The sequence below is a fragment of the Thalassospira sp. MCCC 1A03138 genome (genome assembly GCF_002115785.1).
Lineage (GTDB): Bacteria > Pseudomonadota > Alphaproteobacteria > Rhodospirillales > Thalassospiraceae > Thalassospira.
In genome coordinates, this window is record NZ_JFJY01000008.1 from 155,169 (window position 1) to 178,015 (window position 22,847).

At 57.1% G+C, this 22,847-nt stretch carries 20 protein-coding genes and 1 pseudogene; 14 read left to right on the top strand and 7 right to left on the bottom strand.

What is annotated here, in order from left to right:
• Positions 1-178: 178 nt before the first annotated feature.
• The 7 genes from TH468_RS16630 (at position 179) to TH468_RS16660 (ending at position 8,046) form a co-directional block, all read left to right on the top strand.
• Positions 179-826: a LysE family translocator gene (locus TH468_RS16630; RefSeq protein ID WP_085645720.1), complete on the top strand. Its 648-nt coding sequence runs from the start codon at positions 179-181 to the stop codon at positions 824-826.
• 37 nt (positions 827-863) lie between these two features.
• Positions 864-1,235: a helix-turn-helix transcriptional regulator gene (locus tag TH468_RS16635; protein WP_085645721.1), complete on the top strand. Its 372-nt coding sequence runs from the start codon at positions 864-866 to the stop codon at positions 1,233-1,235.
• On the top strand, positions 1,232-1,693 hold the full coding sequence (locus TH468_RS16640) for an SRPBCC domain-containing protein (RefSeq protein ID WP_246832370.1): 462 nt from the start codon (positions 1,232-1,234) through the stop codon (positions 1,691-1,693). The genes TH468_RS16635 and TH468_RS16640 overlap by 4 nt, the downstream gene beginning before the upstream one ends.
• Before the next feature lie 139 nt (positions 1,694-1,832).
• Positions 1,833-3,482: an MFS transporter gene (locus tag TH468_RS16645; RefSeq protein WP_085645722.1), complete on the top strand. Its 1,650-nt coding sequence runs from the start codon at positions 1,833-1,835 to the stop codon at positions 3,480-3,482.
• Between the two features lie 5 nt (positions 3,483-3,487).
• Positions 3,488-4,177 carry a GNAT family N-acetyltransferase gene (locus tag TH468_RS16650; RefSeq protein ID WP_085645723.1) on the top strand — a complete coding sequence of 230 codons (690 nt, stop codon included), beginning with the start codon at positions 3,488-3,490 and terminating at the stop codon, positions 4,175-4,177.
• Positions 4,178-4,332: 155 nt separating this feature from the next.
• Entirely contained in the window at positions 4,333-5,061 is a 729-nt protein-coding gene (locus tag TH468_RS16655) for a thioredoxin family protein (protein ID WP_085645776.1), read from the top strand.
• A gap of 210 nt (positions 5,062-5,271) precedes the next feature.
• Positions 5,272-8,046: a DUF2339 domain-containing protein gene (locus TH468_RS16660; RefSeq protein WP_168177166.1), complete on the top strand. Its 2,775-nt coding sequence runs from the start codon at positions 5,272-5,274 to the stop codon at positions 8,044-8,046.
• Between the two features lie 144 nt (positions 8,047-8,190).
• Here TH468_RS16660 and TH468_RS16665 read toward each other — a convergent pair whose 3' ends face one another.
• From TH468_RS16665 to TH468_RS16675, 3 genes and pseudogenes are all read right to left on the bottom strand, one after another.
• A complete protein-coding gene (locus TH468_RS16665) occupies positions 8,191-8,991 on the bottom strand; it encodes a MetQ/NlpA family ABC transporter substrate-binding protein (RefSeq protein ID WP_139834745.1) in 801 nt (266 codons plus the stop codon).
• A gap of 68 nt (positions 8,992-9,059) precedes the next feature.
• A complete protein-coding gene (locus TH468_RS16670; RefSeq protein ID WP_085645725.1) occupies positions 9,060-9,719 on the bottom strand; it encodes a methionine ABC transporter permease in 660 nt (219 codons plus the stop codon).
• A gap of 74 nt (positions 9,720-9,793) precedes the next feature.
• Positions 9,794-10,522 (bottom strand): annotated as a pseudogene (locus tag TH468_RS16675) (methionine ABC transporter ATP-binding protein); the annotation flags it as partial.
• Between the two features lie 311 nt (positions 10,523-10,833).
• Between TH468_RS16675 and TH468_RS16680 the strand changes: the two are divergent.
• The 3 genes from TH468_RS16680 to TH468_RS16690 are packed head-to-tail and all read left to right on the top strand — an operon-like array spanning position 10,834 to position 14,638.
• A complete protein-coding gene (locus TH468_RS16680) occupies positions 10,834-11,679 on the top strand; it encodes a hypothetical protein (protein ID WP_085645727.1) in 846 nt (281 codons plus the stop codon).
• 7 nt (positions 11,680-11,686) lie between these two features.
• Positions 11,687-13,990 (top strand): protein-arginine deiminase family protein, encoded by a 2,304-nt coding sequence (locus TH468_RS16685; protein ID WP_168177167.1) that lies wholly within the window; start codon positions 11,687-11,689, stop codon positions 13,988-13,990.
• A 30-nt stretch (positions 13,991-14,020) separates the two neighbouring features.
• Positions 14,021-14,638: a hypothetical protein gene (locus TH468_RS16690; protein ID WP_085645729.1), complete on the top strand. Its 618-nt coding sequence runs from the start codon at positions 14,021-14,023 to the stop codon at positions 14,636-14,638.
• Between the two features lie 16 nt (positions 14,639-14,654).
• Here TH468_RS16690 and TH468_RS16695 read toward each other — a convergent pair whose 3' ends face one another.
• Together TH468_RS16695 and TH468_RS16700 are read right to left on the bottom strand one after the other, a co-directional pair.
• Positions 14,655-15,110, bottom strand: coding sequence for a DNA polymerase III subunit chi (locus TH468_RS16695; protein WP_085645730.1), 456 nt, complete (start codon positions 15,108-15,110; stop codon positions 14,655-14,657).
• Positions 15,111-15,193: 83 nt separating this feature from the next.
• Positions 15,194-16,663 (bottom strand): leucyl aminopeptidase, encoded by a 1,470-nt coding sequence (locus TH468_RS16700; protein ID WP_085645731.1) that lies wholly within the window; start codon positions 16,661-16,663, stop codon positions 15,194-15,196.
• 279 nt (positions 16,664-16,942) lie between these two features.
• Between TH468_RS16700 and TH468_RS16705 the strand changes: the two genes are divergently transcribed.
• The gene (locus tag TH468_RS16705) at positions 16,943-18,178 is read left to right on the top strand and encodes an NnrS family protein (protein WP_085645778.1); all 1,236 of its coding nucleotides are present in this window, start codon (positions 16,943-16,945) and stop codon (positions 18,176-18,178) included.
• Between the two features lie 6 nt (positions 18,179-18,184).
• Here TH468_RS16705 and TH468_RS16710 read toward each other — a convergent pair whose 3' ends face one another.
• Entirely contained in the window at positions 18,185-18,649 is a 465-nt protein-coding gene (locus TH468_RS16710; protein WP_085645732.1) for a GNAT family N-acetyltransferase, read from the bottom strand.
• Between the two features lie 73 nt (positions 18,650-18,722).
• Positions 18,723-19,841 (bottom strand): AmmeMemoRadiSam system radical SAM enzyme, encoded by a 1,119-nt coding sequence (gene amrS, locus TH468_RS16715; protein WP_085645733.1) that lies wholly within the window; start codon positions 19,839-19,841, stop codon positions 18,723-18,725.
• 103 nt (positions 19,842-19,944) lie between these two features.
• On the opposite strand from amrS, the gene amrB reads away from it, so the two are divergent.
• From amrB to cysQ, 3 genes are all read left to right on the top strand, one after another.
• The gene (gene amrB / locus TH468_RS16720; RefSeq protein ID WP_085645734.1) at positions 19,945-21,423 is read left to right on the top strand and encodes an AmmeMemoRadiSam system protein B; all 1,479 of its coding nucleotides are present in this window, start codon (positions 19,945-19,947) and stop codon (positions 21,421-21,423) included.
• Entirely contained in the window at positions 21,420-21,803 is a 384-nt protein-coding gene (locus TH468_RS16725; RefSeq protein ID WP_085645735.1) for a DUF2750 domain-containing protein, read from the top strand. The genes amrB and TH468_RS16725 overlap by 4 nt, the downstream gene beginning before the upstream one ends.
• A 70-nt stretch (positions 21,804-21,873) precedes the next feature.
• Positions 21,874-22,695, top strand: a complete 822-nt coding sequence (cysQ, locus tag TH468_RS16730; protein WP_085645736.1) for a 3'(2'),5'-bisphosphate nucleotidase CysQ — start codon at positions 21,874-21,876, stop codon at positions 22,693-22,695.
• Positions 22,696-22,847: the final 152 nt, after the last annotated feature.

A 22,847-nucleotide genomic window follows, 5' to 3' on the forward strand; every position in this document is an offset into this window, starting at 1 on the left:
CCGCCTACCCGTAAAAGTTCCACCCCCGATCCCTGAGGACAATACCCCGCCCCACCTGACAGACAAGTCGCAAACAGCCATATCGATTCTTCACCTTCCTGACATGAGCCTGTCAGGAACGCCCTGCTAGTTTAGCCCTGCCGATCAAATGGTTCGGCGGATAAATTACGAGCGCCCCATGACATATGCTGAAAATCTCTGGCTGTTCTTTGTTCTGCTGTCGGGCATCATCATTGTGCCCGGCATGGATATGTTTTTCGTTATTGCCAATTCCCTGACCGGCGGCAAACGTGCCGGGTTGTCGGCCACCGCCGGGATCATGCTGGGCGGGGTGTATCACACGCTGCTGGGTGCCATCGGCATCAGCGCGCTTCTCGCCATCGCGCCATGGCTTTTGAATGCCATGCTGTTTGCCGGGGCGGCCTATATGGTCTGGATCGGCATCACGCTGTTGCGCAGTGCCATCACGGTGGAACGCATCCGGGCGGCCAGAACCGCATCGCTTTGGGTCGCATTTCGCCAGGGCATGATCACCTGCATGCTCAATCCCAAGGCCTATCTGTTCATTTTCGCGGTCTATCCGCAATTCATCCGCCCGCATTACGGGCCACTATGGTCACAGGCGCTGGTCATGGGGATCATGACGGCCGCCGTACAGCTTGCGGTTTATGGCGCGCTGGCCCTTGCGGCCGGGACCAGCCGTAACCTGATTACCGGCAATCCGGTGGCAACGATTTTCATCGGGCGGACGGCTGGTTTGGTGCTTATCGGTGTTGCCCTTCTGACCGCGTGGCGGGGCATGGCGACAACCGGGATCAACTTTTGATTGACAGGGCGGTGTGGCCTGATCAATACTTAACCTCATGGTTAAGTATCAAGAAGCCGAACTGAACGACATTTTTGCCGCCCTTGCCGATCCAACCCGCCGTGCGCTTCTGGCGCGGCTGGAGACGGAAGAAAACCTGTCGGTCAGTGAACTGGCGCGACCGTTTCACGTTTCGCTGCCTGCGGTGATGAAACATCTGGATGTTCTGTCCGATGCCGGGCTGATTGCGCGGCAAAAGACCGGACGGACGGTCAATGTGCGCCTGAATGCCGAACCGATGGAGCACGCCATGGAATGGCTGGCCCGCTATCAGCGCTTCTGGTCGCACAAACTCGATCAGCTTGCCGCGTTCCTTGAACAAGAAGATGACGACGCCATCAAAACCGAAAAGAAGCAGGATAGGGAATGATGCCCGATACAACATCAGACAAGCCGAGCCTGATGATCCGGCGCCGGATTGCGGCCCCACCGTCAAAGGTTTACGCCGCATGGACCCAGCCCGAAAAACTCGCCAGATGGTGGGGACCGGAGGGTTGCGAGATGATTGATGCCAGCATCGACGTCCGGACCGGCGGCACCTTCCGCATCCGTTTCAAGGAACCGGGGCCCGATGGTGAAATCCACGATGTCAGCGGCACCTATGATGCAGTTGAAGCCGATGCAAAGCTGTCCTTTTCCTGGCAATGGATCACCATGCCCGAACGCAAATCGCATGTGACCCTGACCTTTATGGCCGAGGATCACGGGGCGGCGACCATATTAACCCTCCATCACACGCAGTTCTTTGACGAGGCTGCGCGTGATGGGCATCAGAAAGGCTGGAGCAGTACGCTTGACAAGCTTGAAGCCTATTGCACCTCGGCATGAGGTTGCCCCGATTTCAGTCTTGACCTCAACCATGGTCAAGATCCCAACATCACGCCGAAGAACAACCGCATAATAAATTCCGCGATGCCCCAATCCATTGCGGCCTGCGCCACCATAAGAAATACTGGAAACACAAGACATGAGCGCCCCGAATAGCCCCGTCGCGTCACCAACCGACGATACCGCCCAGACCGACAACAAGGCCACCCGCCGCGAATGGATCGGCCTTCTGGTGCTGACCCTGCCGTGCCTTCTGATCGCGATGGATATGACGGTTCTGCATCTTGCCGTACCGGCCCTGACCGCAAGCCTGAACCCGACAAGTGACCAGTTGCTTTGGATTGTCGATATCTATGGCTTCTTCATTGCCGGGTCGCTGATCACCATGGGCACCCTGGGTGACCGGATCGGTCGGCGTAAATTGCTGATGATCGGCGGTGGCTGCTTTGGTGCGGCCTCCGTACTTGCCGCCTTTTCCGATACGCCGGAAATGCTGATTTTCGCCCGGGGTGTGCTGGGCATTGCCGGGGCGACGCTGATGCCTTCGACCCTGTCGCTGATCCGGTCCATGTTCCACAATGACAAGGAACGGTCCTTTGCGATTGCCGCATGGATGACGACCTTCATGGTCGGCACCGCTGCCGGGCCGCTTCTGGGCGGACTTGTTCTCAGCTATTTCTGGTGGGGCGCTGTTTTCCTGCTCAATGTGCCGGTGATGGGGCTTTTGCTGATTGTCGCCCCGATCCTTCTGCCCGAACACAAGGCAGAAAGCTTTGGCCGGCTTGACCTGTTCAGTGCTGCCCTGTCGCTTGGCTCGGTTCTGGCGATCATTTACGGGGTCAAGGTCATTGCCGCCTATGGCTTTGGCAGTGATGCGCTTGCCGCCCTTGTCTTTGGCCTGCTTGGCGCATGGGTTTTCATCCGCCGTCAGCGCAAGCTTGCCGATCCATTGCTGGATCTTGATCTGCTCAAACAGAAAACCATCGCACTTCCCATCGTCATTCAGACCGCGGTGATCTTTGCCGGTATGGCTTATTTCCTGTTCCTGTCCCAGGCCCTGCAACTGGTCATCGGCCTTACGCCGATCCAAGCCGGGCTTTCGATGTTGCCCGCAACTGTCGCCGGTATTGTCGGCTCGATGGGGGCGCCGGTCCTTATGGGCCGGTTCAAACCGGGACAGGTGATGACCGGTGCCCTGATCCTGACCGCGGCTGGCTTTGGCATGCTGTCATGGCCGGGCAGCGTCGTCAGCCTTTATGTCCTTGTGGCTGGTGCGACGATCTTCTCGCTTGGCATTACGCCGGTTGCGATGATCTGTACGGATATGGTGGTGGCATCGGCCCCGTCTGATCGGGCCGGATCGGCAGCGGCGATGTCGGAAACAAGTGCGGAGCTTGGCGGTGCGCTTGGCATCGCCATTCTGGGCAGTGTCGGTACCGCGATCTATCGCGATGTCATGATCGAAGCCGTACCGACCTGGATCGGGAACGAGGCCGCAGACGCCATCCGCAGCACATTGGGCGGGGCGGTCAATGCATTGCACGATCTTCCTGCGACAATATCATCGGACATTTTGCCACTGGCGCGCGCGGCCTTTACGGACGGTTTGCAGGTTATTTCGATTATCTGCACAATTTTGATGGTTTTATCGGCGATTGGCACCCTGTTCGCGTTGCGCGATGCGCGTTGTGACACAAATAACGATGATGGGACCGATGGGGTAAATGGCGATACCCCTTACGACCCGGCCATCAAACAGGCAGCCTGCGCCACCGGAAATGTGGAGTAATCACAATGCGAAGTCCGGAACTCCCCCCAAGACTTGAAAGCAAGCGTTTCATCCTGCGCGATTTCACGCCCTCGGATCGGGCGGCGTTTGTCGCCTATCAGATGGATGAACGGTATCGCGCCCTTTACGGTACTGCTGATAACGACGGCACGCGCGCCAGCAGCAATGCGCTGTTTGACCGGTTCCTTGCATGGCAGGAAGAACAGCCGCGGCGCAATTTTCAGGTCGGGATTTTTGATAAATCGTCGGGCGATCTGCTTGGCTGTGTCGGCCTGCGTGGCAAGGACCTGCCGGTGGATAGCGCGATTTTCGGGATCGAGCTGTCGCCGAGCCATTGGGGGCGTTACCGCGCAGCCATCGAGGCCAGCACGATGATGATCGCCTTTGGTTTCCGCGAGCTTGATCTTGCGTCGATCATGGGCGTTACGGCCAGCGACAATAAACGCATTGCCCGTCTGGCTGACTGGTTCGGGGCCGAAGTCGTGGCAGAACGCCATGGGTCGGAAAATTCCCCCGAATGGACCACCGAATGCGGGACCGCAAAGGTCGACTGGTCCCTGAAACGTACGATTTGGGACCATGGCAGACCCGATGCATATCCCCGCACCGGTCATGACAGCTTTATCTATGCCAACTGCAATCACAAAACCGGTACTAACGCTGAGATGCAAAAACAGGCCTGCGAGGGAATGTAAGTCAGATCCGATCGGATGGACATATGGCCGGTAAAATGGCCTGCCCCAACTGATCGGTGCCTGATGCCTGCTTGAATTGCCCACCCATTTCCCGGACGACACGTATTTGCATTGCCTTTTGATCAGCGCGCCAACCGATCAACAAGGAGAATATGATGAAACGCCCCGAAATCGTCTCTCGCGCGGAATGGCTTGATGCCCGCAAGGCGCATCTTGCAAGGGAAAAGGAACATATGCGCGCCTATGACCGCCTGTGCGAGGAACGCCGTGCCCTGCCATGGGTGCGGGTGGACAAGGATTATGTCTTTGACACGCCGGACGGTGAAAAATCGCTGGCCGATCTGTTTGATGGCCGCAACCAGCTTATTGTCTATCACTTCATGTTTGGCCCCGGCTGGAAAGAGGGCTGTGTCGGTTGTTCATTCCTTGCCGATCACTTTGACGGTGCCAACCTCCATCTCAAACATCATGACGTGACACTCGCGGTCGTTTCGCGGGCCCCGCTTGCGGAATTTAAGGATTTCAAGAAACGGATGGGCTGGAACTTCTCCTGGTTTTCTTCGGCGGGATCGGATTTCAATTACGATTTCGATGCGTCGTTTCGCCCTGATGACGTCAAATCCGGCACCGCGACCTATAACTACGCGCCCTATACCGGCAATATGGAAGACCTTCACGGCGAAAGCGTCTTTGTCCGTGATCCCGACAGCGGCGAGATTTTCCACACCTATTCCAGTTACGCCCGCGCCGGTGATGCCCTGATCGGGGCGCACGCCTTCCTTGACATGACACCCTTTGGCCGTAACGAGGACGGAGTGATGGACTGGGTCAAGCTGCATGATCAGTACGAGGAATACCAACCCGTGCATTCCTGCTGTCACTGATCAGGCTGCTCTGACATTTGCCTTACGGGTATTGCCTCCCCCTTATCGGTGCTGGGGCAATACCCATTAATATCCCCCGCCCCCATCAAACGGGCGCAATCCCATACACTCCTGTAAAGACAAGACAATTCTCTTTTTCGCGCTATGATGGCGGAAATAATCGCGGATAAAAATCCGCCCCCGCACGAGCAATGCGAAAAAGAGGATTACATGGAGCTGTTTTTCACAGGTGTCTTCAGCCTGACCATATTGGTCGGCGCGATCATGGGCATCATCGCTTTTTTCCGGATACGCGGTTTCAAACAGAAACTGCAAATGCTGGAACAACAGATCGGGCTTTTGAAAGCCGGTCTGTCGGTGCCTCCGGCTCCTTCGGTCACACCTGCTGCGGCCCCACCGGATAAAACAGCAAAAGCCGACGCGGCTGATCCTGCTGATCAGGCAAAACCGGCCAAGACCGACACCTCCGCCCGCCCAGCAAAACCAGCAGCGGCCGCGCCAAGACCACAACGCACCGTGCCGCAAGCAGCCCCCAAACGCGCCATCGGCTTTGAAGAAAAGATCGGCACGCGCTGGGCGGTGTGGATCGGCGGCATCGCGCTGGTGTTTGGTGGCATTTTCCTTGTGCATTATTCCATCGAGGCCGGTTTGCTTAGCCCGTTGGTACGCATTCTGCTTGCGGCCCTGTTTGCCGCGGCCCTGTTTGGCACTGGCGAATATCTTCGCCGTCAGCCCGCCCTGCTTGCGGCCAAGACCGGCAACAATGCCGGTTATATTCCGGGCATTCTGACCCTTGCCGGGACGACCACCGCCTTTGCCACGGTTTTTTCCGCCCATATGCTTTATGGCATGGTCGGCCCGGCGATGGCCTTTGTCCTGATGGCGCTTGTGGCGCTGGGCACGCTGGCACTTTCGCTTTTGCAGGGGCCATTGGTGGCATCGACCGGGCTTCTGGCCAGTTACATCGTGCCGTTTATGGTGCAGTCGGGTGAACCCGCCCCCTGGGTTCTGGCCTTTTACGGTTTGATCATCACGGCAGGCAGCTATGGCATTGCGCGATTGCGTGGCTGGCACTGGTTTGCCATGACAACCGCGATTGCGGGTTTTGTCTGGGGCCATCTTCTAGCCTTTGCCGCCCCGGCCGATATGGGGGCGTCGCTTGCGGTTTATGATATTGCCATTCTGCTGGCCGCGATTGCGACCTATGCCATTGGCATTTACCCCCGCGATCCCGCCCGGATTCCCGAACACATCGACTGGAAATCGTCGCTTATGGTCGCCGGGAATGGCTGGCTTGTGATTTATCTGCTTCATCACAGCGGGTTTGATGCGACCGGCACCGCGACCCTGATGATCATGCTGGCCCTGCTGCTGGCGACGGCGGCCCTGTTCCCGGTTCTGGGGCCGGTTGCACTTGGTGCGCCAGTATTGGCACTGATTGGCTATCTGGGTTGGGATATCCGTCTTTCCATCGATCCGCTGCTGTATGATCAGCCAATCATCACCGATGCGATTGATAAATTTTCCGTCCTGCCCGATACGCAATCCTTCCTTCTGACCGGGCTTGGGCTTGGCCTGATTCTTGGTCTTGGTGGCTCTGCCGGGGCGGTATTTTCCACCGCCCGCCTGTTTATGGCGGTTGCCGGGGTGTCGGGCCCGATCGGGCTGTTCCTGATTGCGCTCTGGCGTAGTGATATTCTTGATGTCGATTTGTTCTTTGGCGGTTTTGCACTTGCGCTGGCGGCCGGGTTCCTTGGTGCCTTAAGCATCATCGACCGCAGAATGCCCGCCACCGCACATGGCCGGGACGGGGCGCTTGCCGCCTATACGGTGGGCACCATCGGCATGATTGCCACCGCGATGTTCATCCTGCTGGGGGATGGCTGGCTGCCGCTGGGGCTTGCCGCCCTTGCGGTTGCGACCGTTTGGGTTGGCGGGCGCTGGCCCCTGCCGGGGCTTGCCAAAACCGCGATTGGCATTGCCGGTCTGGTTCTTGTGACAATCTTCTGGCAGCCGACCATTGTTCCCGCTGATCAGCTTGGCACCACACCGGTTTTCAATGCATTGCTTTGGGGCTATGGCGGTCCGGCGCTGGCATTCTGGGCCTGTGTCTGGATGCTTCGCCAGTCCGGCGATGTGCGCCACCGTCTTGTTTTCGAAGGACTTGCAATTTTCACAAGCCTTGCGACCGGTGCGGTGATCCTGCATCACGCCACCAATCATGGCGTTTTCCATGCCATGCCCGATACCCTGATGGAATGGAGCCTTCAGTCCCTTCTGGCGCTTTCGGCGGCAATCGGTTTGCAGCGGCTTGACCGGTCGCTGGCAAGCCCGGTGATGTCCCGGTGCATTCTGGGGCTTGGTTTTGCCGGGTTCTTCATGCTCGGCATGCTGAACCTGCTGTTGCTCAACCCGTTGATGAGTGGCGAGTTTGTCGGCAATGGCCTGTTCTTTAACCTGCTGCTTTCGGCCTATCTGCTGCCCGCGATCCTGACCGGCCTTCTCGCGACCCGGCTTTCGGGGGGCAAACCGGAAAGCTATCGCCGGACGGCAGGGGTTCTATCGATCCTGCTGGCCTTTTGCTGGATCACCTTTGAAATCCGCCATTTCTTCCACGGCGGTTATATCGGCATGTATCAGCCGTGGACATCGCCGGAACTTTACAGCTATTCCGCGGCGTGGCTGGGCTTTGGGATTGCGCTTTTGGCCTATGGGTTGTGGCGTGGATCGCTGCATGTCCGCATGGCATCGGCGGCCTTTGTCTTTATGGCAGTTGCCAAGGCGTTCCTGTTTGATATGTCGGGCCTTGAAGGCATCTGGCGGGCGCTGTCCTTCATCGGGCTTGGCGTCGTTCTGATCTGTGTCGGGCTGTTCTATCAGCGCCTTTTGGCACGCCAAAACGGCCCCAGCCCCGAAAACGACCATGAGAACGGGGAAATCGCCGAAAATGCGCCGCCAGAACCACCAAAAGGAGATCAGGACTAAACCGGTTTTTATCAGAAACCGGGTGTCGTACACGATCAGCGATATGGTTAAACCGCGTTAAATCGTGCACATGCCTGCATATAACAAAAACGCCCGCGCTCTGATTCGAGCGCGGGCGCAATTTTTTCTGAATAATCGCAGGGATTATTCAGAAATTTTGAAAACCGGCAGGACCGAGCCTTCATATTTGGTTTCGATGAATTCGCGGATCGCATCATCGTGATAGGATTCAACCAGCGTTTTGACCCACGGCGCGTCTTTGTCCTGGGTGCGGGTGACGATCACGTTGGCATACGGGCTGTCATTGCCTTCAATCGCGATTGAATCCTTGATCGGGTTCAGACCGGCTTCGAGTGCGTAGTTGGTGTTGATCGCCGACGCATCCAGATCGGCAAGCGAACGCGGCAGCTGGGCCGCATCAAGTTCGACGAACTTGATGTTTTTCGGGTTTTCAATCACGTCAAGCGGGCTGACCGAAAGGCCGGCTGCCGGATCGACCTTGATCAGGCCTTCGGACTGCAGCACCAGAAGCGCACGACCGCCATTGGTCGGGTCGTTCGGAATGCCGACTTCGGCACCGTCTTTAAGCTCGCTCAGATCCTTGATCTTGTCGGAATAGATGCCCATCGGGGTCAGGATGTTATAGCCGACCACCGAAAGGTCATAACCGCGATCCTTGATCTGGTTATCAAGGTAAGGCTTGTGCTGGAAGCTGTTGGCCTGCAGGTCGCCATCATCAAGCGCCTGGTTCGGAATGACATAATCCGAGAAGCTGATGATTTCGATGTCAAGGCCCTTTTCGGCCGCGACCTTGACGACCTGTTCCATGACTTCTTCGTGCGCACCGGGGGTGACGCCGATCTTGATTTTCTCGTTCGCCAGCGCCTGACCGGTCAGGGCGGCGGCCAGAACGGCAGCAGCCGTCAGTTTAAGCAGAAACCGCATGGTAAAACTCCTTGTTTACTGTGGTGTTTTGCGGGAATTCAAAGAAGATGAAGAAACGAAAACAGTGATCAGATATTGCGTTTATCAGCCTTGCGCGCCAGCCAGTCGCCCAAGCTTTGCACCATCTGCACCACCACAATCAGGGTGATGACAACTGCCGCCATAACATCGGGGCGGAAACGCTGATAACCGTAACGAATGCCAAGATCGCCAAGCCCGCCAGCACCGACCGCGCCAACCATCGCCGAATACCCGATCAGGGTGACCGCAGTTAAGGTCAGGCCGTGAATGATGCCCGGCAATGCTTCGGGCAGCAGCACCTTGGTCACCACCTGAAACGGGCGTGCACCCATGGCCTGGGCCGCTTCGACAAGGCCGCCATCAACTTCGCGGATCGCGCCTTCGATGATGCGTGCGATGAACGGAATGGCCGCCACCGTGAGGGGCACAATCGCCGCTGCCGTACCGATGGAGGTTCCCGCCACCAGACGGGTGAACGGAATGATCGCCACGGCCAGAATGATGAAGGGCACGGACCGGGTCGCATTGACGATCGGACCGATGATTTTCTGGAACAGCGGGGCTTCGAACAGTTCGCCGCGCCCGGATGTCGCCAGGACCACCCCAATCGGCAAGCCGAATGTCGTGCCAAGCACAAGGGCAGAAATCACCATCGAAAAGGTTTCAAGCGTTGCCTGAAGCAGGATCGGTGCAAGTGTTGCAAACATGATTAAGCCTCCTGCCCGGTATTCGCGTTCGCAGCCGCATTCGGCCGCGCCGGGTAATCAAGGAATTCATCGGCCAGAAGCGATTGCGTCGTGGCGTGGGTCGGATTGGCGAAAATCGCGTCAACCTTGCCTTCCTCGACAATCACGCCGCCATCCATGACCGCCACCCGGTCACAAAGCTGTTTGACCACGGCCATTTCATGGGTGATCACCACCATGGTCAGGCCAAGGCGTTTGTTGATGTCACGCAGCAGGCTGAGAATCTGGCGGGTGGTTTCCGGATCAAGGGCGGATGTGACCTCGTCACACAGGACGACCTTGGGATTGCTTGAAAGCGCACGCGCAATGCCAACGCGCTGTTTCTGACCACCGGAAAGTTCGGCGGGATAACGGTCGCGCTTGTCTTCAAGACCGACCAGCGGCAGCAACGGATCAACCGCCGCGGCAATTTCCGCCTTGCTGGCGCCGGCAAGCTCAAGCGGCAGGGCGATATTGTCGTAAACCGTGCGCGATGACAGCAGATTGAAATGCTGGAACACCATGCCAAGCTGACGGCGAAACAGCGGCAGATCGCGTTTTACCAGTTGCGTGACATCGGTGCCATCAACGATGACACTGCCCGCTGTCGGGACTTCAAGCAGATTGATGCAGCGAATAAGCGTGGATTTCCCCGCACCGGACCGACCGATCACCCCCACGATTTCACCGGCCGCGATGTCAAGATCGATGCCGTGAAGCGCTTTATGCGCCGGGCTTCCGCGCCGTGCGGGGTAGGTCTTCTGGACGTTCGAGAGCCTGATCATGGATCCCAACCTTTTCCGAACATAAAAAAACCGCCGCGGCTATTCCCGAGGCGGTCGTACATGTCGGAGCGTGCACGCCCTCTCGCTTTAGCCGCATTTTTATCGCGCCCGCAAGCTGAGGAGCAAATCGGCGCGTTCGATAGAGACTGTATACCCAACCCTGCGCCATTCATCAATCCCCATCAACATGCAATTTACGCATGGCTTGCATGAGACGGGCATGATCAACACGAAATATTTGTATTAACACCCCATCACAAACCCCGCCTGTCGGCGTCATAGGACGTCTTCACCAAAGCGGGACCGGACAAATGGCCTATGCCGACAGGATCAGCGACCTTGCCCGAACACTGGCGCAATACCCGACCAGTGTGACCATCACCGGCAGCAAGATCGACATTCGCACCGCCAAGCAGCTTGAAAGCCTGAATGCGCAGATCAGCAACGATCAGAACCTTGCGCGTGATGGCGATGCCCTGATCGCAGCGGCCAGCGGCAAGGATGCCAAGGCATTGTCGCAACGCATTGCCGACGCCGCCCCGCAGGTCGGCAATCTTCTCGCGGCATTTGGCGCGCAGGATACCGAGCGGCTCAAGACGCTGAGCATCATGAGCAAACAGAAATTCGATGCGAGTGCCGCCAGCCGCCTTCAGGCCGAGAAACGCTTTGCCGATGAGGTTGCGAAACTGATGGCACAGGAAGCACAGGCGGTTGCGGCCCTGCCGACATCGCCCTGTGGCCCGAAACCGCAACCCACACCAACGCCGACACCATCGCCCGGCCCCAGCACCAGCCCATCACCGGTGCCGTCGCTTGATGATGTGATCGCGTCGCTGCCCGGTTATCTGCAGATCACCATCCCCGATGCGGTTAGCGGATATGACGCCGACAGCCTGGCGGTCGCGAGCAAGGCCGCAGGAGATGCCGCGATCAGGCTTGGCGTCAAAACGCCGGACGGGATTACCGATTACGCCACCGTGCAATTCACGGGAGGCCCGGATGTCACCAGTCAACCGTGGGCAAGTGCGATCCTGAAGGATACCGGACTTGGCACCATTGATGACCGGATTGCCATTCTGAACAACGCGCTTCAGGCGCGGCTTCTGATTGCCGATGCGATGAATGACAGCCCATCACCCGCCCCTACCAGCCGCTGAGGACGTCATGGCAAATTATACCGTCCAGTTCACCGCCCCTGCCGGAGTTTACCCGTTCAATACAGTGCACGTTTCGCTGACCTGCGATGCCCATCCGCAGCAGACACAGGATTTGGTTCTGATACCCAATGTCGCGGTTTCCCATGTCTTTGATATTGCGAGTGGCACTTGGCGGCTAAAGATCAGCGGAGCCGGGTTCGTCCCAGTGGATCAACAGAACATTGTTGTGAATGGCGATGCCACCAATGCCAAGAATCTCGATGTTATCTGGTATACGCTTCACACCGACCGCAATCGCGACGGCAATCTGGATGATGCCGGTCTTCTTAATCAGGTCACCCCACCTGCCATCACATATGGCGTGGCAGGCGTCGGCGCAATCATTCCGGTCAACTGTAATCGTGACGGTAACAATACCGCAGTCGGCTATGCCGATAATCAGGACCAGCGGGTAAACGGGAACAACGATCTTCTCACCGGTACCTCCCGTCTTGAAATCAGGCGAAATGCACTTGGCCCGAATGTCGGAGCACCGGCCGTTCCGGGCAGTTGGAACTTGCAGCTAAGCGTTATCGGAACCCTTGGCGAAAACCCGGCCCGGCAACATTTGCGGATATTCGACGGTATTCTGAATAACAGCACCGAAATCATCGGCCCTGAAACGACCGACATTACACCGATCACGACTGTCACTGTCGGTGCGACCAAACTCTTTGCACTTGAAGCTGTCCGGTTTGCAGGCAACGGATTTACTTCTGGTCAGATTCGCATTGCCATGCATGTGATCCAGGAAGAAGTCACGGGTGTTGGCAATCCGACCTATCTGTATGCTGACCGGGTTGTCGTCGCACGCTGGCTCGGCAATCACCATTTGCAAACAGTTGCCTGCATGTATGTCGCCAACGCAAACAATGCACAGTTTCGCATTGAACTTGGCGCTGAAGCCGGTGCAGACAATCCGGTTATCCCGGTTACGGTTGGGGCTCCCACCGCAGCAACCCGAACAGGTGTTCCCTATCTGAACGGCAATGTATGGGCAAACTATCTCGGGGTCACCGTTGCCGCCGGGGATGACCGCTGGATGCGCGATACTATTGTATCGGGTAACTGTTCATGGCCCGGCAACGGCACAGGTGTTGAAAACAAGGATGTTTTCATGAAGGCACACCGCTGGCGGCCCCTGCAAAACTGGGTTTATGAGACATTGCTAAGCGCAAATGTTGGCATTTCATATCCGGCCGCAGGAAGCGCAGATGCTATCACTTCGGCTAATTCCGGGGGAAATATTGCCGTGACCCCACCCGTTCAGAAAACGGCGAATGGCATAGTCACATCGTATCGATACGGTCGGATTTATTATGGCCATAACCGGTATCACAGGGTCGATGCCAGTAGCCGCGACTTTATGGCCGCCCAGAACATGCAAACACCGATCATTCTTGACACGGATTGGCTGCTGGTTGGTCATGTCGATGAAATGATGACCTTTGTGCCGGATAATAATCCGGCCAATGCCTTCAAAAAGTGGAAGCTTCTGGTGGCGAGCCCGGCGGAGGCATATCGCCTTATGACAGCCGCCCAGGCTGCACATGGCGCAGCAAATGTGCTCAATCGTGCGGCGTGGGACCCTGTCAACAATCGCTTTAATTATGCAAGCCAGCAAATCAACGGGACCAATGTTGGCGCAACCATCAACGCCTTTCTTGGCAACGGCCAGGCCCCCTTAACCAATCCGCGAGATCACAGCAATTACACATACAGGCAACTACGCAACTGGAATATCGGTGGCGTTGAAACAATCATCACCAGGAATGTTGCCGTCCTGAAAAATGCATTTGATCTGGCTGATACCGATATCATCAAGGTTCCGGTCATCTTCTTCCCGGAAGGCTTTAACCCCGGTAACTTCACCTTTGCAGACAAGGTTTCTGGTTGGACAATCGGGCGTGACAACGGCTTTAACGTCTATCCGGGCAAACAGGGCGGTTTTCAGTGCGGTGCCTTGACCGGTGACATGCCCAATATGTTTGTTGGTAATCACCGCCTGATGATCCCCAAGCCTTTCGGCCCGTGGATCGAGGACAATACAAACCCCCATCACGGATATGATCTTTTTGAACGTGATTTGACCCAGAAAATCGCTGCCATCGTCAATGGTCCCACCTGCCAATTCATTGATGACTGGAATGACTATCACGTTGAACTTGGTGAAATTCACTGCGGCACGAACGAATTGCGCACGCCTTATAACGGTCAGGCGGCGTTTGGCAATGCGCGCTATGCCAACTGGTGGACAGCGGTTGATGCGTGATATCGTGACATATGAAACGGGAGCTTTCCGATGACTGCACAAAGCGACTATCAACAGGCCCTGAAAGATATCGCGAACCTTGCAACACAGGAAGCAAAGCGCGTGACCGGCCGCCCGGCCCCACAGGCGATTGACCAGATTTTCCGGCAATATGGCGGCACCATCGCCGCCCCGATGATCGATGATCTTAAAGCAAGTTCGTGGAAAAAGTGGGAAAGCTGGCAGTTGGGCGGGGCGATTGCCTATCTGTCGAGTTACGGCACATCGGCCGCGGTTACGCCATTGCGCGATATCGAGCAGAACTATCCGGTGACCGATATTCAGATTCAGGCAAAGGCACTGGCCGACCTTTTGGCAACACTTGACGTTGCCGCGTCCGAGGCCAAGCAAATCCCGCAGGTGCAGGACGCAATCAAAAGCGGTGATGCCGATCAGATGGCGCGTGCAATGTTGTTGGGGCTGGCGCAAATCGATCCGGACTGGCCGGTGCGGGCATCTGAAATCCAGACAAAGCTGTTTGCCCTGTCGGCGGACAGTTTCCCGGCAATCAATGAAATGGCGGACGGTAGACTAAGCCAGAATGACGTCACCAAGGCGCTGGTGGAAATCCTGTTTGAGAATGTGACATCGGGGACGGGCACGCCGTAAGCATAGTAAAAGCCGATCAGCTTTCGGCCTTTTTTTCCCATGCCCCTTGGGGGGTCTGCTGCCAGTAAGACAGCTTGTGCCCGGCGTCTTTCCAGTCTTTCCAACGCGTGCGCGCCTCGGCCACCGCATCATGATCGCGGTCATCAAACAGCATGATGACGCGTTCATAATCTGCGATCTTTTCGCTAATCGCGCGGTCGGTCAGAAACAGAAACTGCGCCCCGTTGGGATTTTCATCATCGGATGTCAGCCATACCGGCTGCATTTCCGGATCACCATCGGATTTCGATCCATGGGGCATCCAGCTTGCGGCGTCATAGGTCCAAAGCAGGGTGTTGAGCGCCTCGATCCTTTCCTCGGTTCCGGTCATGACGACAGCACGTTTTTCCCGCTCCAATGTCTTGGACAGCAGGGTCGGCAATGCACGTTCCAGCGGGGACGCGGTCAGATGATAGAACCAGATGTCAGCCATGGTCGATTTCTATCGCGAACATGAAAACGGGGCAAGGTGATCGTCACCCTGCCCCGCAAGTTTGTGGTCAAACCGCCGTGAAATCAGGCTTCGTGATTGTCCGCAACAAAGCGATCAAGCAGACGTACACCATAGCCCGTGCCACCCTTTGGCGTGACTTCGCTATCCTTCGTCGCCCAGGCCATGGCGGCGATATCAAGATGCGCCCATGGGCGATCCTTGGTGATGAAGCGTTGCAGGAACTGGGCAGCCGTGATGGAACCGGCCGGACGACCGCCGACGTTTTTCATATCGGCAATGTCGGATTTAAGCTGGCTGTCATAGGCCTTCGACAGCGGCAGGCGCCAGACGGTTTCATTGACCGCAAGACCGGCATTGGTGATCTGGGCGGACAATTCATCATTGTTGGAAAACAGCCCGGCATTTTCATGGCCCAGCGCAATGATGATCGCGCCGGTAAGCGTCGCCAGATCGACGATCAGTTTCGGATCGTATTTTTCCTGCACATAGGTCAGGGCATCACACAGAACAAGGCGGCCTTCGGCGTCGGTATTGATGACTTCGATGGTCTGGCCCGACATGGAGGTCACAACATCGCCCGGACGCTGTGCGGTGCTTGACGGCATATTTTCAACAAGGCCGATGACGCCAATCACGTTGGCCTTGGCCTTGCGCCCGGCCAGGGCCTTCATCAGGCCGGAAACCACACCGGCCCCGCCCATATCGAATTTCATGTCTTCCATGCCAGCAGCCGGTTTGATCGAAATACCGCCGGTATCAAAGGTCACACCCTTGCCAACAAACGCGACCGGTGCGTCTTTTTTCTTGCCTCCGTTCCAGCGCATGACAACCATATAGGGCTTGTGCGCCGAACCTTGCGAGACGCCCAGAAGTGCGCCCATGCCAAGTTTTTTCATTTCCTTTTCGTCAAGCACGTCAATCTCGATACCGAGCTTTTCAAGCGCGCTGACTTCTTTCATGAAGCTTTCGGGATACAGCACATTGGCCGGTTCAGACACCAGATCGCGGGTGAAGAACACGCCTTCGACGACCTTTTTGGCACTGTCGAACTGTTTTTTGGCGTCCTTGTGATCGCGTGCGGCAATCGCGATGGATTTCAGGACCGGTTTATCTTCCTTGGTTTCGGTGGTGCGGTATTTATCGAAACGATAATCGCGCAGCATCGCACCGGTGGCGAAATCACAGGCCATGCCTTCCATGTCAAACAGGACGGTCACGTCCTTCTCGCCGGTCGAAAGGGCGCGCACGGTGACATTGCCGCCAAGTTTCTGGGCGGCGATCACGTCAAATTCGGCTTCCTTGCCAATCCCGAACACGATGATGCGCGAAAGATCGGTATTGGCCGGTGCCAGAAGCTGCAGGCTTTGCCCTGCTTTCCCCTTGAAGGTCGATCCCTTGATCGCCTTGGCAAGTGCGCCGCCGGTTGCTTCGTCCAGCGCCACGGCACTTGGCATCAGATCGCCGCCATCGGTGGCAAAGGCGATCACAGCGCCCGAGGTCGGGATGGCGAGATCGGAGAACGTGATCTTCATGAGAAAAAGGCTCCTGTCATGTTTCGGGCATATGTGGTGTCTGCACCGGCAATCCCGCCGATGATGCTTGAATGCTTTCCCTAATCTAGCGCGTTAAATGGCGAAGAAAAGGCTTATTGCTCAAAAACCTGCGGGATTTTACCGATGTGACAGGCCCATGACGACCACCCACGTGTTTCCACGGTGATTTTGGCCGATTGCTCAATGTCAAGGCAGGCGCACAATCGCGGCCTATGATGGAACTGTTCCAACTTAGTCCCCTGCTTGTTTGACGGTGCCATGATGAATGCGAAAACCACGCCGATCTCGATATCCGAACCCGCCCCCGCACCGCACCCATTCTGGAGTGGCGCGTTTCGTCCGATGTTTCTGTTTGCCGGGCTTATTGCGGTGGTGGCCGTGGTCTGGTGGGTGGCGGGGATGGCGCATGGCGTGCCGACGCCGTCGCTTGGCACACCGTCGCTTTGGCACGGGCATGAAATGATTTTCGGCTTTGGCGGGGCGGCGATTGGCGGGTTCCTGCTAACCGCGATTGCCAACTGGACGGGGCGGCCCGGCGTTGCGGGCGGATTGCTGATGGGGCTTGCCGCGTGCTGGCTCATCGCGCGGCTGACGGTTGGCTTTGGCGAGACATTGCCGCCCGCCTTGACCATTATCGGCGGGCTTGGTTATTTCATCGCCCTTATCGTGATTGCCGGGCGGGAGCTTGTGCTGGGGCGGAATTATCGCAACCTTAAAATCCTTGGCATTCTGGGGCTGATTACCGCCCTTGACGGGATGTTTATCGCAAGTGCGCTTGGCCTGATCGCGCTTGAGCCAATGGTGATCTACCAAAGTGCGATTTTGCTGATCGTGCTTCTGATTGCGCTGATTGGCGGGCGGATCATCCCGGCCTTTACACGCAACTGGCTGCAACGCGAACGCCCGGATGCCTCGATGCCGGTGATGTTTACGTGGTTTGATGGCGTATGTCTGGCGACCCTTGCCATCACCATCGTAATCGGAATGGTGGATACGGATGGCACCATCTTTGGCACGGCATTGCTGATCACGGCCGGGTTGCACGGGTTTCGCATGGCGCGCTGGCGCGGGCATCTGACGCTACGTGATCCGTTGGTCGCGATGTTGCATTTCGCCTATTTCTGGGTGCCTGCCGGATTGGCGGCGTTTGGCATCGCCCATATCTGGCCGGACGTGATTGCGGCGCGTGATGCCCTGCACGGGCTTACCGGCGGGGCGATGGCCTGCATGATCATCGCGATTGGCGGTCGGGCAGCCCTTGGCCATACCGGGCGGGAATTGCGCGCAAGCCCTGCCCTTAACGCCGCGTTCGGGCTTGTGTGGATTTCAACCGTGCTGCGGCTTTCGGTCGGGCAGTTCCCGGATGCTTACATCCCGGTTCTGGCGGCGGCGACTTTATGCTGGCTGGGCGGGTGGCTGGCATTTCTGATCGGTTATGCGCCGATATTGCTGGGACCAAGCCAGAAAAAGACACGCGGCATTCCGGTGAAGTGAACGGCGTCAACCAAAATCAAACAGCGACAGGGTCGGGTTGGATTTGATGTATTCGACCTGCCCCTTGTCCGCATCGCCGGTGCAGTGCCAGCCGTGGCTTTCGTAAAAGCCATGCGCGCGGATTTTGGGATCGGCATCGGTGGTCAGCGATATATCGTTGCAGCCTTGGGCAAACAGCCATTCCTCGGCCACACGCAAAAGGGCCCGGCCCACCCCGCGACCTTCGAAATCGGGATCAACGAACAGCGCCCATAATGTCGCCTCGCGCGGGATGGCGATGGCAAAGCCCGCCGCCGCGCCATCCAGATCGGCCACCCACATGCCATAGCCATCAGCTATCCATTTGCCAAAGGCGGCCCTGGTGATGCCGCGTTCGGCCAGTTGATCGACTGACAGGTGGTTTTCACGCACCCGGCTTCGGATGGAGAAAATGGCACTGACGTCAGAGGTGCTGGCTTTGCGGATTTTCATGGGGTGATTTTGGGTCCAAACGAAACTGGCGGCAATTTAGCCTGCTTTGCCCGAAATGGAAGCAAAAACGCCATCAGGATGGTGGTGCCGAACCCGCAGTTGGCGCGGCCAGACGCACCGGCTGGCGCTTTGGCCCCCAAGTGCCGGGGCATGGTTGGAACACACCTGCGCAATGGGTGCCGCAATGAGTGCAGGCCCCATGCGCATCAAGGTTCCAGTCCGATAACTGATACCAGTCACGCCCGATCAGGATGTGACCGCAGTTATGACAAAAGGTGCTTGATCCGGCCTTGTCATGGACATTGCCGACATAAGCATACCGAATGCCGTTTTTCATCGCGATCTCGCGCGCCCGGATCAGGGTCGCGGGCGGGGTGCGCGGATGATCCATCATTTTCCAGTCGGGATGAAAGGCGGTGAAATGCATCGGCACATCGGGGCCAAGATCACCCGCCACCCATGACGTCATTTCATCGAATTCCGCGTCGCTGTCATTCTCGCCCGGAATCACCAGACTGGTCAGCTCGAACCACACCCCGGTTTCATGTTTAAGGTATTTCAGGGTTTCCAGAACATCGGCCAGATGGGCGGAGCAAAGCTTGTGATAGAAATCCTCGGTAAAGCCCTTGAGGTCGACATTGGCCGCATCCATGTGGCGGAAAAATTCCTCGCGGGCTTTATCGCCAATATAACCCGCCGTGACGGCAACGGTGCGAATGCCCGCCTCCCGGCAGGCCTGCGCCACATCCACCGCATATTCCAGAAAAATCACCGGATCGTTATATGTAAAGGCGACTGCCGAACAGCCATATTCCTTGGCGGTTCTGGCGATCATTTCAGGCGTCGCAAGCGATCCCAGCCTGTCCATTTCACGCGCCTTGGAAATCTCGTAATTCTGACAGAACTTGCAGGTCAGATTGCAGCCCGCCGTACCAAAGGACAGGATCGGGGTGCCGGGCAGGAAATGGTTAAGCGGCTTTTTTTCGATCGGATCGATGCAAAAGCCCGATGACCGCCCCCATGTGGTCAAAACCACCTGATCGCCCTCGCGCGCCCGGACAAAGCACAGGCCCCGCTGCCCGTCCTTCAGCTTGCAAAAGCGCGGGCAGACATCACACTGGATACGACCATCCTCAAGATGATGCCAGTATCGGCCGAGAACACTATCGATTTGCGGGGTCGTGACATTCATGGCGTTTTGGACCCTGACGGGACTTCACGATTGTTAGCTTGTCCTTTTAATATGTAGTCCTGATCGCTATCTTTTTCAAAGGAAGCCCATCATTGGAAGCGTCATGACGATTATCCGTCCTCCTGCCATTGCCGGAACGTTTTATCCCGCCGCACCCGATATGTTGCGCAGCGAGATTGACGGGTTGATCCATGCGGCGGTCGAGAGCCAGACGGAGAATGATACGCCAATCCCCAAGGCGATTATTGTGCCCCATGCCGGGCTGATGTTTTCGGGCGCGATTGCCGGTTTGGGTTTTGCCACGATTCGGGCGTTAAAGGGCACGGTCAAACGGATCGTGATCATTGGTCCGGCGCATCGCATGGCATTTCAGGGGATTGCGATTGCCAAGGCGGACGGGTTTGCGACACCGCTTGGCGATGTGAGGTGCGATCTGGCCGGGTTGCAGGCCGCCCTTGCATGGCCGCAGGTACAGGTTCTGGACGAGGCGCACCGGCTGGAACACGGGCTTGAGATCGAATTGCCGTTTATCCAGCGATTGTTTGGAGAAGATGCCGATATCGGGATTGTGCCCCTGCTGGTCAGCCGGTGTGCTGCACGGCAGGTGCATGAGGTGATCGAGGCCCTGTGGGGCGGGCCGGAAACCCTGATCGTGATTTCATCGGACCTATCGCATTTTCATGATTACGATACCGCCAAACGCATCGACGACAATACGCGCGCAATGATCGAACGGTTTGACGCCGAAAGCATCACAAGCGGCGATGCGTGCGGCGCGTTGCCAGTTGCGGGCATGTTGATGTCGGCCCGCAAGCGCAGCATGCGGATCAGGACACTTGGCATGTGTAATTCCGGCGATATCACGGGTGATAAATCGCGCGTGGTCGGCTATGGCGCGTGGGCGGTTTATGCGGGAACGGAAAAGATGCGCAGTTCTGACAATGAGAACGGGTCTTTCGTCGGCGCGACCGATAGGCTTCTGGCCGATCATGGGGCGACGATGATCGACCTTGCACGGCAATCGATCTGGCACGGGATCACGCATGGCGGGCCGCTTCGCATTGATCCGGCATCGATTTCGCCCGAACTTCTGCAACCGGGTGCGTGCTTTGTGACATTAAAGAAATCCGGCCAGCTTCGCGGCTGTATCGGATCGGTGATGGCGCATCGCGATCTTGCGACGGATCTGTGCGAAAATGCCTTCAAGGCCGGGTTTGGCGACCCGCGTTTTCCGGCCCTTCGCCAAGATGAATTGAATGACGATCTGGAATTATCGATTTCGGTCCTCTCCCCGCCGCGTGATTTTCCATTTGAAAACGAGGCCGATCTGATCGCCAAACTGACACCCCATGAGGATGGCATCATCCTGTCGGATGGCAATCATCGTGGCTTGTTCCTGCCACAGGTCTGGGAACAGTTGCCCGATCCGGCGGATTTCGTGGCGCAGTTGAAACGCAAGGCCGGGCTTTCGACGGATCACTGGTCGGATCGCATGCGCGCCCAACGGTTTGTCACGCGCGGCATATCGGGCAAGGACATCGCGCCCAGGGATTTCTGGCAGCAATCGCCCCCGATGCCATGAGCATTGCCGGACCAGACAACATCAATGCCCGTGACGCCCGTTATCGTTATTTCATTGAAAGCGTGATCGCGTGGGAAGGGGTTTGGGGGTTTTATGATAAAGGCTGGCTGTTGTGCCCCGGCAATGATGGCACCCGATATTGCCCGTTTTTCGCAAGCCATGACCATGCGGATGCGTGGAACGAGATAGCGCAAACCGGCTATGTCCCGACCGCGATCACCCTAGTTGAACTGACCGAAAATCTGTTGCCCGATCTTGCCCGAAACAGGATCGAGCCCGGTATTTCACCGACAGGCGATGATGGCCCGATCCTGCCGGGACATTTGGCATTGCATGATGATTTGATGGCCACATTGAAACGCCATATTCAGGGCACATGAACAGACTGGACGTGATGGGCAAAATTCCCTATGCCCTTTGCACGCAAAAGATTAACCAGACGAGATTGCCATGACGATTGCCCTTCCGGCCGATGCCAGCGCCCTTGAAAACGGGTTGATTGAAATTGCGCGCCGCGCCGGTGCCGCCATGATGAAAATCTATGACACCGATTTCGAAGTCCGGTCCAAGGATGACGCATCCCCGGTGACCGAGGCCGACGACGCCGCCGAGGCCGTGATCCTGCCTGGTCTTCGCGCCCTGACCCCCGATGTCAAAATCGTGTCCGAGGAAAGTGCGGCCGCAGGTGACATTCCCGATGTCAACGGGGATACCGATTTCTTCTGGCTGGTGGATCCGCTGGACGGGACCAAGGAATTCATCAAACGCAACGGCGAGTTTACCGTCAATATCGCCCTGATTGCCAAGGGCACGCCGGTTCTGGGCGTGGTTTATGCCCCGGCAATTGAAAAGCTTTATTACGGCGGGCCGGATGGTGCCAAGCTGATTGAAGGCAATGGCGATGTTGATGACACAACCCGTGCCATCACCGTGCGCGACATGCCCGAAGACGGCGTTGTGGTTGTCGGGTCACGTTCGCATGGCGATCCCGACGCAATGAAGGCGTTTCTGGGTGATCTTGCGGTCAAGGAACTGCGCCCGGCGGGGAGCTCGCTTAAGCTCTGCCTTCTGGCCGAAGGGGTGGCCGACCTTTATCCGCGGCTTGGTCCGACCATGGAATGGGATATCGGGGCAGGTCATGCGGTTCTGGCGGCGGCGGGTGGCGTGGTCGAGAATATGGATGGCACCCGGTTTGCCTATGGCAAGGCCGATTTCCGTAATCCGTTCTTCATCGCACGCAGCCCAAGCGTACCGGTTCAGCACCAAGGTTAAGCTTCGTTACTTTCCGCATTGCAGGATCAAGGGACGATTTACGCATTCTGCAAGGCGTGATCGCATGATTGATCACGTCTGCTGATCACGCGTAAATCTTCGCAAAAGGAAAAAAGCACGCTATCTCAGTTCACTGGTTGAAATTCGATTCC